Origin of the sequence: Nocardioides alpinus (genome assembly GCF_900112035.1) — a bacterium.
Taxonomy (GTDB): Bacteria; Actinomycetota; Actinomycetes; order Propionibacteriales; family Nocardioidaceae; genus Nocardioides; species Nocardioides alpinus.
Genome location: NZ_FOKC01000002.1, coordinates 482,019 through 493,831 on the forward strand (window position 1 = coordinate 482,019; position 11,813 = coordinate 493,831).

10 protein-coding genes and 1 tRNA gene are annotated in these 11,813 nt (G+C 71.0%); 5 read left to right on the plus strand and 6 right to left on the minus strand.

Features of this window, described 5'->3' with window-relative positions; translation table 11 throughout:
* Positions 1-29 precede the first annotated feature (29 nt).
* Together BM127_RS07555 and BM127_RS07560 are read right to left on the minus strand one after the other, a co-directional pair.
* Complete coding sequence (locus BM127_RS07555; protein WP_231263313.1) at positions 30-1,835, minus strand: dynamin family protein; 1,806 nt, start codon at positions 1,833-1,835, stop codon at positions 30-32.
* The gene (locus BM127_RS07560) at positions 1,832-2,950 is read right to left on the minus strand and encodes a PrsW family intramembrane metalloprotease (RefSeq protein WP_091196650.1); all 1,119 of its coding nucleotides are present in this window, start codon (positions 2,948-2,950) and stop codon (positions 1,832-1,834) included. The genes BM127_RS07555 and BM127_RS07560 overlap by 4 nt, the downstream gene beginning before the upstream one ends.
* A gap of 104 nt (positions 2,951-3,054) precedes the next feature.
* Here BM127_RS07560 and BM127_RS07565 point away from each other — a divergent pair, with 104 nt between their 5' ends.
* On the plus strand, positions 3,055-4,425 hold the full coding sequence (locus BM127_RS07565; RefSeq protein WP_231263314.1) for an aminopeptidase P family protein: 1,371 nt from the start codon (positions 3,055-3,057) through the stop codon (positions 4,423-4,425).
* A complete protein-coding gene (locus BM127_RS07570) occupies positions 4,425-5,528 on the plus strand; it encodes a methyltransferase domain-containing protein (protein WP_091196652.1) in 1,104 nt (367 codons plus the stop codon). The genes BM127_RS07565 and BM127_RS07570 overlap by 1 nt, the downstream gene beginning before the upstream one ends.
* A gap of 4 nt (positions 5,529-5,532) precedes the next feature.
* On the opposite strand, the gene BM127_RS07575 is transcribed toward BM127_RS07570, so the two are convergent.
* Positions 5,533-6,135 (minus strand): hypothetical protein, encoded by a 603-nt coding sequence (locus tag BM127_RS07575; RefSeq protein WP_139227684.1) that lies wholly within the window; start codon positions 6,133-6,135, stop codon positions 5,533-5,535.
* 274 nt (positions 6,136-6,409) lie between these two features.
* On the opposite strand from BM127_RS07575, the gene BM127_RS07580 reads away from it, so the two are divergent.
* The 3 genes from BM127_RS07580 to BM127_RS07590 all read left to right on the plus strand — a co-directional run bounded on the left by BM127_RS07580 (position 6,410) and on the right by BM127_RS07590 (position 9,327).
* Positions 6,410-7,819: a dicarboxylate/amino acid:cation symporter gene (locus BM127_RS07580; protein WP_091196655.1), complete on the plus strand. Its 1,410-nt coding sequence runs from the start codon at positions 6,410-6,412 to the stop codon at positions 7,817-7,819.
* An 83-nt stretch (positions 7,820-7,902) separates the two neighbouring features.
* A tRNA-Arg gene (locus tag BM127_RS07585) sits at positions 7,903-7,976 on the plus strand.
* 109 nt (positions 7,977-8,085) lie between these two features.
* A complete protein-coding gene (locus tag BM127_RS07590) occupies positions 8,086-9,327 on the plus strand; it encodes an IS481 family transposase (protein WP_091196658.1) in 1,242 nt (413 codons plus the stop codon).
* Positions 9,328-9,481: 154 nt separating this feature from the next.
* Here BM127_RS07590 and BM127_RS07595 read toward each other — a convergent pair whose 3' ends face one another.
* From BM127_RS07595 to BM127_RS07605, 3 genes are read right to left on the minus strand one after another with little or no spacing between them, the layout of a single operon-like run.
* The gene (locus tag BM127_RS07595) at positions 9,482-10,501 is read right to left on the minus strand and encodes an adenosine deaminase (RefSeq protein ID WP_198554217.1); all 1,020 of its coding nucleotides are present in this window, start codon (positions 10,499-10,501) and stop codon (positions 9,482-9,484) included.
* A gap of 24 nt (positions 10,502-10,525) precedes the next feature.
* Positions 10,526-11,308, minus strand: coding sequence for a DsbA family protein (locus BM127_RS07600; RefSeq protein WP_157829527.1), 783 nt, complete (start codon positions 11,306-11,308; stop codon positions 10,526-10,528).
* A complete protein-coding gene (locus BM127_RS07605; RefSeq protein WP_231263315.1) occupies positions 11,274-11,801 on the minus strand; it encodes a MauE/DoxX family redox-associated membrane protein in 528 nt (175 codons plus the stop codon). Before BM127_RS07605 ends, BM127_RS07600 begins: the two co-directional genes overlap by 35 nt.
* Between the last annotated feature and the right edge of the window lie 12 nt (positions 11,802-11,813).

Here is an 11,813-nt window from a genome sequence, read left to right on the forward strand (position 1 = left end):
TCCGGGGTGGGTGGGTACGACCCCCAAGACTAGGGGGCGGTGTCGTCACTGGCCGACTCCTGGTGGGCCGGGTCCTGCTGCACCCGCGTCGCGGCGTAGCGCAGGTCGTCGACCTTGCGGGCCGCGGCCCGGAGCCGCTCGGGGGCCTCGGGAGAGATCTCGAGGCTGTCGAGCAGCTCGGTGTAGCGACGGCGCTCGGAGTCGAGGAGGTCGCTGACCGCCACCTCCAGCTGTCGTCGGGCACGTTCGGCGAGCGACCGGACGGCCTGGTCGCCGAACACGGCCTCGAGCAGCTTCTGGCCCAGCACGGCGGACCCGCCGGCGATGCCGGCCTCGGCCCCGGTGACGCCGGCCGTGTGGGCGAAGACGACCACCATCAGCGCGACGGAGAGGCCGTTGACGCCGAAGGCGAGGAAGCGTGCGGTCGAGCGCTTGTCGGCACCCTCGCTGCGGACCATCTCGAGCACGTCGGACTGCCAGTCACGCACGGCCCGCTCGGCACGGCGACGGAAGTCGCGCGAGGCGCGGCCCAGGTCCTCGCCCGCGTCGCGCAGCAGGATCTGGCCTGCTGCGGTGCCGCGCCACGAGGCCTCGGCGCGCTCGGCAGCGGCCTCGGCGTGCTCGAGGACGAGCGTCTCGAGTCCCGACTCGACGGCGACGGTCACCCGCTCGGCCTGCTGGGGCTTGCCCTTGACCGCGTTGACGACGCGGTCGCGGAGCCAGCCGACCTTGGTCTCCAGCGACTTGAGCAGCTCGCCGGTGCCGACGAACTCCTGCCAGCGGGCGAGCACCTCACCGCGCAGCAGCGTGCCGTCCGCGGAGGCCTCCGCGATCTGCGCCACGGCCCGGTCGTAGGCCTCGTTGGCGTCCTCGCGCAGGCGGCGTACGGCGTCGGTCTGCTCGGTCGCGGCGTCCGCCACGGTGTGCGTACGACGGGCGAGCGTACGCACGGCGCCGTCGAGGGTCTGCTGGACGACCGCGCCACGGGCGTCCTGGTCGTCGGCCAGCGCCTGCAGCCACTGCCGGATCTCGATGACCGAGGTCGAGGGCAGCAGCCCCATCTCGGAGACCTCGCCCTCCTCGACGGTGAAGAGCGGGGAGTCCTTGAGGCCGCGGCTGGCCAGCATCCTGGCGAGGTGGGTGGAGATGGTCTCGACGGCGTCGGCCGGGGTGCGGTCCAGCACGATGGCGACCGCGGCCGAGCGCTCCGCGGCCTTGCGGAGGAAGTCCCACGGCACCTGGTCGGCGTAGCGGGCAGCCGACGTGACGAACAGCCACAGGTCGGCAGCAGCGAGCAGCTGGGCAGCGAGGACCCGGTTGCGCTCCTCGACCGAGTCGATGTCGGGCGCGTCGAGGATGGCCAGCCCGGGCGTCATTGCCGGCGAGGCCACCAGCTGCAGCGCCTCGGGGTCGTTGGTCTGGCGCGCGACGCGCTCGAGCTCGGGCAGCAGGCGGTCCTGGCCGAACCACTTGGCGTCGTCGGGGTGGTGCACCAGGACGGGAGATCTCGTGGTCGGGCGGAGGACGCCCGGGGTGGTCACGCGGGTGCCGACGAGGGAGTTGACCAGCGTCGACTTGCCGGCGCCCGTCGAGCCGCCGACGACGGCGAGCAGGGGGGCGTCGAGGGTCATGAGGCGCGGGATGACGTAGTCCTCGAGCTGGTCGACCATCTCGGTGCGCGCGTCGCGCTGCTCAGCGGCTCCGGGCAGCTCGAGCGGAAGCCGGGCCTCCTGCAGCGCGCCACGCATGCGCACCAGCGCGGTGACCATCTCGGTCGTGGCATCGGGCGTGCGACGGCCGGGGAACGGCGTCTGGTCCGCCTCGTGCTCACTCATCGGGTGGGTACCACCTGTCCGGGGAAGGAGATGTAGGGACGGATCCGGCCGAGCTCCTCGACGTGCTCCTGGCCGCGGACGCTGAAGTCGGCGGGCGCGGTGCCGCGCAGGTAGCGGTGGTGGAGGTAGCCGAGCTCGATGGCTGCAGCCTGGTAGTCCCGCATGCCGCGCTCGGCCAGGGAGCCGCCCTGCTCCCGCGCCCAGCGGCGGGCGTGGCGGCGGGCGCGCAGGTCGACGAGCCACGGGATGTCGCTCGAGGGCAGCAGACCGCGGTCGGCGGCGTCCTGCAGGGCTGCGGACAGCAGGGGACGCTCGGAGCGGCGGCGGTAGACCGCGAAGGCGACCACGGCCAGGAACGCGGGGAACATCAGCGTGCCGTAGACGATGAAGAAGTGGCCCGTGCCCGAGAGGGTCGAGGTGTTCCAGAGGCCGTGCAGGAACGCGGCGACGGCGAAGCCGGCGAGCGGCGCCAGCACCCGGACCCACAGGCGTCGCGAGGCGATCGCGAGGCCTACGCCGATGCCGATGAAGGCGGTGAAGAAGGGGTGCGCGAACGGGCTGACCACACCGCGGAGGATGAAGGTGCCGGTCAGCGCCGTGGTGCCGCCCGGGCCCAGGCCGTCGGTGCCGTCGTAGGCGGCGGCGAGGTAGAGGATGTTCTCGGTGAAGGCGAAGCCGATACCGACCATGCCGGCGTAGACGATGCCGTCCAGCACGCCGTCGAGCTCGTGGCGCCGCCACCACAGGAGCAGCAGGAGGAAGGCCCCCTTGGTCGCCTCCTCGGTGATCGGTGCGACGACGGACAGGCTGTCGCGCTCGCTGGCACCGCCGACCAGGCCGATGCCCTGGAAGACGAGCGCGGCCGCCGTGGCGACGAAGGCACCCCAGAGGAGTCCTGCGACCAGGAGGTTGCGCGGCTCGGGCTCGTAGCGGTCCAGCCACATGAAGCAGCCGACGAGCGGACCCACCGGCACCGCTGCCAGCACCGCCGCGAGGGCGAGCGAGCGAGGAGCACCGGACAGACCGACGACCAGGGCCATGGCCAGGCCGCCGAGGAGGACGAGGACGCCCACCACGACGGTGAACGCGACACTGTCGCGACGGCCTCGATGCATGGATCGACCCTAACGGAGCAGCGCGCTCGAACCCGCCTCCCCGCACCCCTACGGGCGGAAGGTCCGGGCCTGCCTACGCCGCGCGTTCGTCGTACAGTGACCGCGTGAGCGAGACGACTGACGAGACCCCCGCCGACCCCAAGACCGAGTCGCACGACCCGGCCGTGCCGGCGGCCTATGCCGCCTTCATGCGCGAGGGCTGGGGCAACCGTGACCTGGAGCTGCCGCGCCACCCCATCGCCGACTGGGCCGCGGCCCGCCGCGCCAAGCTGGCCGAGGCGTTCCCCGGCGAGCGGCTGGTGCTGCCGGCCGGCACCTACAAGGTGCGGGCGAACGACACCGACTACCGCTTCCGCCCCGACACGGCTCACACCTACTTCACCGGCAACCAGACCTCCGACGCCGTGCTGGTCGTCGAGGACGGGGAGTCGGTGCTCTACGCCCGCCCGCGGTCCGAGCGCGACACCGACGAGTTCTTCCGCGACCGGCAGTACGGCGAGCTGTGGGCCGGCCGTCGTCCGTCCGCCCAGGAGATCTCCGACTCCCTCGGCATCGAGGTCCGGCACGTGAAGGACCTGCCGTCCTTCGACGACGACCGCAAGACCCGCGACCTCACCACCGACCAGGACCTTGGACGGGTGGCCGACGAGCTGCGGCTCGTCAAGGACGAGTGGGAGGTCGCCGAGCTGCAGGAGGCGTGCGACATCACCACCCTCGGCTTCGAGGACTCGGTCCGCGAGTGGGACCGGGTCCTGGAGTTCGGCGAGCGCTGGATCGAGGGCACCTTCTTCCGCCGCGCCCGCGCGATGGGCAACGACATCGGCTACGACTCGATCTGCGCCGGCGGCTCGCACGCCACGACGCTGCACTGGATCGACAACACCGGCGCGATAGAGCCCGGCAAGCTGGTCCTGCTCGACATGGGCGTGGAGGGCCACAACCTCTACACCGCCGACGTGACCCGCACCCTCCCGGTGGACGGCACCTTCACGCCGCTGCAGCGCGACCTGTACGACCTGGTCTTCACGGCCCAGCAGAAGGGCATCGAGGCCGTACGCCCCGGCGTCCCGTTCCTCGCCGCGCACCACGCGGCGATGGAGGTGCTGGCCCACGGGCTCGCCGACATGGGTCTGCTGCCGGTCTCCGCCGAGGAGGCGCTGGACCCGGAGTCGAAGCTCTACGCGCGCTGGACGCTGCACGGCACCTCGCACATGCTCGGCATGGACGTCCACGACTGCGGCCGTACGTCGGTCGACATCTACCCCAAGGGCGACCTGGCCGAGGGCATGGTCCTCACCGTCGAGCCCGGTCTCTACTTCCAGGAGGACGACCTGCTCGTCCCCGAGGAGCTGCGCGGCATCGGCATCAGGATCGAGGACGACATCCTCGTCACCGCCGACGGCAGCACCAACCTCTCGGCCTCGCTCCCCCGCACGTCGGCGGACGTGGAGGAGTGGATGGGCTCGCGCAGGTAGTGGACTGTCACCACTACGACGCCTTCCGCTGCCGCTCCTGCACGCTGCTCGAGGTCCCGCGCCCGCGCCAGCTGTCCGACAAGGAGACGCAGGCGCGTTCCCTGGTCGACGCCCCCGTGTGGCTGCCGACCGTTGCGGGACCGGAGTCGGGCTTCCGCAACAAGGCCAAGATGGTGGTCGGCGGCACGGCGGACGCCCCGACGCTGGGGATCCTCGACCGCGACCTGGTCGGGATCGACCTGCGTGACTGCGGCCTGCACTCCCCCGGCCTCACCGGTGCGTTGGGCCGCATCGCCGACTGGATCCGCGACGCCGTCCTGACGCCGTACGACGTCGCGACGCGGACCGGCGAGCTCAAGCACGTGCTGCTGACCGAGTCACCCGATGCCGAGTTGCTGCTCCGGCTGGTGATGCGGTCGACGGCGCTGGAGGCGCGGGTCCGATCGCGGCTGCCGGCGCTCCAGGACGTGCTGCCGGGGCTTCGGGTGGTGACGATCAACGTGCAGCCCGAGCACAAGGCGGTGCTCGAGGGCGAGCGGGAGATCGTGCTGACCCCCGAGGCGACGATGCCGATGCGGCTCACCACCGGGGTGACGTTGTGGCTGGGGCCGCAGTCGTTCTTCCAGACCAACACCCTCGTGGCGGAGGCGCTCTACGAGCAGGCGCGGGGGTGGGTCTCCGCACTGCCGGTGCGCACGGTCTGGGACCTCTACTGCGGGGTGGGCGGATTCGCGCTCCACCTCGCCGGGCCGGGCCGCGAGGTCGTCGGGGTCGAGCTGTCCGCCGAGGCGATCCGGTCGGCGCTCCACGCGCAGGTGGCAGGTACGGCGTTCGTCGCCGCCGATGCCACGCAGTGGGCCGTGGCACAGCAGTCGCCACCCGACCTCGTCGTCGTCAACCCGCCGCGACGAGGGATCGGCACCGAGCTCGCGGGCTGGCTGGAGTCGTCGGGCGTGGGGCACGTCGTCTACTCCTCGTGCAACGCCGAGTCGCTCGCACGTGACCTCGCACTGATGCCGTCGCTGCGGCCCGTCGAGGCGCGGGTGCTCGACATGTTCCCGCACACCACGCACTACGAGGTGCTGGTGCTGCTCTCGCGGTGAGTCCTCAGCCGCGGCGGACCTTGGGCCCCAGCGCAAGATTGTCGCGGATCTCTCCGACTCGGTGCGCGTCGTCGGCGTGAGCGCCGATCTGGTCCGGCTCGGCCTGGTCCGCTGACACGGCGACGGCTCCCACGCCCACCTGCACCCAACGGGGAGCGCCGAGGCAGGAGGTGGGCAGCCAGGTCGTCACGACGTCGGCGCCCAGGTCGATCCTGGACTTCAACCCCCGGCACTCAGGAGCCTTCTCACCGCCGTCGAACGAGGCAACCGGCTTCCCACCCAGGCGCTCAACGCTGATGTCGTAGTTCTTCTGAGGGGTCTTCACCCTGACGACCGTGATCTGGAACGGGTCGCGCTCCAGCGCCCGGAAGCTGATCGTGACCCGCAGCCGCTGCGCACCGTGGGTGACGGCCGTCCGCACGAGGTCGACGCCTGCGTAGTCGGGCGCCGGCACGGTCTGGTCGGGGAACTCGGACTCGCCGGCGAAGCTCACCACGTCACCCTCCGCGTCCTCGGTCACCACCTTCTCGGCGTGGGCGGCGGCGGGCAGCAGGAGGAGGGCGGGGACGAGGGCCGCCAGGAGCCGCACCCCGAGACGAAGAGACATGCCGCGAACCCTAGTCAGGCGACACCTGACATGTGAGACGAAACACGGAACACGCGACGAGGAGGACCGGTTGGGACCTACGTGCGTGCTCCCCGGACTCCCTCGACCGTCGGCGACCTGCTGACGCAGCGTCGGGACGTCGACCTCGCGCGCACCGAGAGCGCCCTCTGTCCGGGCCCGTCGCCCCGCGCCTGACACATCTCCCCTCGGCTCCCCTCCGCGACGACGCCCGCACGCTTGCCGGCGCGCGTGTCCGAAAGGTTACTGTTTCACTATGAATACTTCTGTTACGGAGACGAAGAAGCGCACCCGCTTCACGCTCCCCTCGTTCGGCGTCCAGGTCCTGATTGGACTGGTCCTCGGCGTGGCCCTCGGACTCGTGGCGCGCAGCATGGGCGCGGACGGCGTCGACGCCGCCACCGGCGAGGTCGACCCCAACTGGCTCACCGAGACGCTCAGCACCGTCGGCGGCACGTTCGTCACGCTGCTCCGCACGGTGGTCCCGCCGCTGGTCTTCCTCGCGATCGTCGCCTCGATCGCCAACCTGCGTGACGTCACCGGCGCCGCTCGACTGGCGTGGAAGACCCTGGCGTGGTTCGCCCTCACCGCGCTGATCGCGGTCGCCATCGGCATCGTGCTCGGCCTCGTCATCCAGCCGGGTGAGCACACCAGTGTGGCCTCCGACGCTGCCGCGGCCCCGTCGTCGACCGGCTCGTGGCTCGACTTCCTGACCGGCCTGGTGCCCGCCAACGTGCTCGGTCTCGAGGGCTCGGCCGGCGACGACGGCAGCGTGTCGATGTCGTTCAACGTCCTGCAGATCCTCGTGGTCGCGATCGCGATCGGCATCGCCACCCTCAAGGTCGGCGAGGCGGCGGACCCGTTCCTGACCTTCGTCCGCTCGGCGCTCGCCGTGGTGCAGAAGGTGCTGTGGTGGATCATCCTGCTCGCCCCGATCGCCACGATCGGCCTGCTCGGCAACGCCGTCGCGACCTACGGCTGGGACGCCCTCGGCTCGCTCGGCACCTTCACCCTGGCGATCTACGCCGGGCTGCTGATCGTGCTGCTCGGTGTCTACCCCGTCCTGCTCCGGCTCAACGGGCTCTCGGTCAAGCAGTTCTTCACCGGTGCCTGGCCCGCCATCACGCTGGCCTTCGTCTCGCGCTCCTCGGTGGGCACGATGCCGGTCACCCAGAGCGTCACCGAGCGCAACCTCGGCGTGCCGCGCGCCTACGCCTCCTTCGCCGTGCCGCTCGGCGCCACGACGAAGATGGACGGCTGCGCCTCGATCTACCCCGCGATCTCGGCGATCTTCGTCGCCCAGTTCTTCGGGCTCGACCTGTCGGTCACCGACTACGTCCTGATCGCCTTCGTCTCGGTCATCGGCTCGGCCGCCACAGCCGGCGTCACCGGAGCCACCGTGATGCTGACGCTGACGCTGTCGACCCTCGGCCTCCCGCTGGAGGGCGTCGGCCTGCTGCTCGCGATCGACCCGATCCTCGACATGGGGCGTACGGCGGTCAACGTCACCGGCCAGGCACTCGTGCCGACCCTCGTGGCCAAGCGCGAGGGCATCCTCGACCAGGCGGCGTACGACGCCCCGCGCGGACGTACGGCGTGGCGCGACGAGCTTGACCCCGAGTCGACCCGACCGGCGGACCGGGAGCCTGCCACCTCCCCCGCCTGAGGACCCACGACGTGTGGCGATCCGGTCGTCCGGGCGACCGGATCGTCACACGTCCGACCCCGCTGGAATACTGGCCGCCGCCGGCCCCCGTAGCTCAGCTGGATAGAGCAAGAGCCTTCTAATCTCTAGGTCGCAGGTTCGAATCCTGCCGGGGGCGCCCGCTGTATGACTTCGCCTGACGGGTGACAGTTGGGCTTCGCCTGAGTGGTGACACATCTTCGGGTGATGGGTGACGGCTACTCCGGTTGATTGGTGACACTCCCCAGATGAGGGAGTTGAGTGTGACCGAGCAGCGGTATCAGGCCGTGCTGGCGGTGATCAGTGACGGCGAGACGGTCTCGAGCGTGGCGGCCCGGTACGGAGTGCATCGCAAGACGGTGCACGGGTGGTTGGCCCGTTATGAGGCTGAGGGTCTGGAGGGGTTGGCGGACCGGTCCCACCGGCCGCGGTCGTGTCCGCACCAGATCGATGCGGATGTTGAGGCGGCGATCGCCACGATGCGGTCCGCGCATCCGGGGTGGGGGCCGCGGCGGCTGGTCTTCGAGCTGGCCCGCGCCGGGGTGGACCCGGTCCCGAGCGAGTCGGCGGTCTACCGGTGCCTGGTCCGGTTGAACCTGATCGACCCCTCGGGTCGGCGCCGCCGTGATCGGAAGTGGAAGCGGTGGGAACGCGGACTGCCGATGGAGTTGTGGCAGATGGACGTCGTGGGCGGGTTCGTCCTTGCGGACGGGCGTCGGGCCAAGGCGTTGACCGGGGTCGATGACCACTCCCGGTTCTGTGTCAGCGCGCATCTGATGCTGCGTGAGAGCTCCCCGAACGTGTGTGAGGGGCTGAGCCTGGCGCTAGGGACCTACGGCGTGCCTGGGCAGATCCTCACCGACAACGGGAAGGTCTTCACCGGTCGCTACAACCGGCCGCCGGTCGAGGTGCTCTTCGACCGGATCTGTCGCGAGAACGGGATCGAGCACCTGCACACCCAGCCCCGCTCGCCCACCACGACCGGGAAGATCGAGCGGTTCCACCGTGCGCTGCGCACCGAGTTCCGTACCGACCGGACCTTCCCCGATCTGGCCACCGCGCAGGGCGAGCTCGACGAGTGGGTCCACGGCTACAACCACGACCGGCCACATCAGGCGCTCGACATGGCCGTCCCGGCCGCGCGGTTCCTCACCGTACGCGACGCAGCCGTCACGCCCCTGCGACGACCGGTCGACACCGGTGCGGCCCACCGCCCCGACACTGGTCGCAGCGACGGAACCTGGATCACCCGCCGAGCCAGCGCCGTCGGAGTGGTGTGCGTCAGCTGGCAACAGGTCTGCCTCGGCGTGGCCGCCGCAGGCCGTCCGATCGACGTGTGGGTCACCGAGTCCGTCCTGCAGTTCTACGACGGCGACCAGCTGCTCCGCACCCAGAAACGAGACAGCACCGGGGAGGTGAGGGTCAAGAGATCCCAAGCGCCTCAACGGCGATCTACAGTGACAACGAGTGTCACAGATCAACCGAACTAGATCTGTCACCCATCACCCGAAGGTCTTCAGCCCACCTCTTCCCCATCCCACGACACGCGGCGCCGCCTCCACGACCGAGACGCCCGGCCCCGTCAGGATGGGCGCAGGCCCCGCCACGTATGAGGTAGCGGGGCCGAATTCATTTCTGGTGCGCTCAGTGCGGCAGGGCGGCGTACGCCTCGATCTCGGCGCCCACGCGTGCCTTCACCTCGTCCGGTGCGAACGACGCGTCGACCGCAGCCTTCGCCAGGTCGGCGACGCCGCGCTCGTCGAGGTCGAGCAGGCCGGCCGCGACCTCGTAGTCGTGGTTGAGCGTGGTGGCGAACATCGGCGGGTCGTCGGAGTTGATCGTCACCCGGACCCCGGCGTCGACGAACGCCCGGAGCGGGTGGTCCTCGATCCGGTCGACCGCGCGGGTCGCGATGTTGGACGTCGGGCAGACCTCGAGCACGACGCCGGTGTCGGCGAGGTGGGCCAGCAGCTCGGGATCCCGGGCCGCCGAGACGCCGTGGCCGATCCGCTCGGCGCCGAGCAGCCGCAGCGACTCCCACACCGTCTCCGGACCGGTCGTCTCGCCGGCGTGCGGGACCGAGCGGAGGCCCGCGGCGCGGGCCGCGTCGAAGTGTGGTGCGAACTGCGCCCGCGGCACCCCGATCTCCGGCCCGCCGAGGCCGAAGCCGACCAGCGCGTCGGTGCGGTGCTCGAGGGCGTACGCGAGCGTGGCGTCGGCCGCGGGGATCCCGGACTCACCGGGGATGTCGTAGATCCACTGCAGCACCAGGCCGAAGTCGCGCTCGGCCGCGACCCGCGCGTCCTCGATCGCCTCGGTGTAGGCCTGGATCGGGATGCCGCGGACCACGGACGTGTACGGCGTGCAGGTGAGCTCGGCGTACCTGAGGTTCTGTCCCTGCGCCATCTCGCGCGCCACCTCGTAGGTCAGCAGCCGGATGTCCTCGGGCGTGCGGACCAGGTCGACCACCGCGAGGTAGACGTCGATGAAGTGCGCGAAGTCGCGGAACGTGAAGAACGCCTTGAGCTCCTCCAGGTCGGACGGGACTCCGGCGTCGGGGTGGCGCGCCGCGAGCTCGGAGACGATCCGCGGCGACGCCGACCCGACGTGGTGGACGTGCAGCTCGGCCTTGGGCAGGCCGGCGATGAAGGACTGGAGGCTCACGCCGCGCAGTCTCTCAGGAGGGGCTCAGCCGGCCGAGCCGACCATCGCCCCGGCGATGTCCTCGATCGTCTGTCCCTCGACGAGCTCGCCGTCCACGAAGACCGACGGCGTGGAGTTGACGCCCTCCTGCGACGCCGCGTCGTTGGCCGCATCGACCCAGCCCTCGAACGCCATGTCCTCGATCCCCGGGCGCACGTCGGCCTCGGTGGCACCGGCCTCGACCGCGAGGTCGACGAGGTCGTCGGAGTCGGGGAAGGGACCGGACTCGGGCGGCTGGTTGTCGAAGAGCAGGTCGTGGAACGACGTGGCCACCTCGGGCCCTGCCGCGTCGAGCACGACCGCGAAGGCGTTGGCCGACTCGGGCGAGTAGTCGCTGATCCGCCCGAGGAACCCCAGGGGGCGGTACTCGACGCTGACCTCGCCGGCCTCGACGGCGGCAGCGAGCTGGTCGCGCACGGTCAGCTCGAGCTGGCCGCAGAACGGGCAGAGGAAGTCCTCGTAGACCACGATCTCCTTGGGCGCGTCGGCATCGCCGATGCGCAGGCCGAAGTTGTCCGTGGCACCGGCCGGCGGGGTGGCGGGCTTGTCGGATCCGAGGCTGCTGACGAGGAAGTAGCCACCGACGACGAGCGCGAGCACGCCGACGCCGATGCCGACGCGGGTCAGCTGGTCCTTGCGCTGCTTGGCCTTGCGACGCTCCTCGGCCTGCTCGCGTGCACGCTCGGTGCGCGCCTTGCGGGCCTCCCGCTTGGCCGCCGTCGCCGCCTTCTCCTCAGCGGTCCTGTGCGAGGTCTTCTTCTGCGCCATCGAGGCTTCCTTCGTCGTCAGAGGTGGGTTCGAGGTCATCGGTGGAGGTGAACAGCACGTTCTCGAGGGCGAGTCGCGACGCCGGACGGACGACCAGCCAGAGGCTGAGAGCCAGCAGCCCGATGTCGCGGGCGATCTCGCCGGGATACTTCGCCGCCGCGTCCGGGATCTCGCCGCCGCCGCCGAAGCAGCCGCAGTCGATCGACAGCCCGCGCGCCCAGGCGCTCGAGATACCGATGATGAAGGCGACGAAGAGCAGCGCCGAGACGACCGACGTGCCGCGCACCATCACGCCGAGCACGAGGCACAGTCCGATGACCACCTCGAGCACCGGCAGCAGGTGCCCGACGGCCGGGACGATCGCCTCCGGCAGGAGGTCGTACGCCCGCACCGCACGCACGCTCTCGGCCGGGTGCGGCAGCTTGAGCGCGCCGGCGACGATCCACACGCCGCCCGTCACCAGGCGTGCCACGAGGCCGAACCAGTCCTTCACACCCCGAAGGTT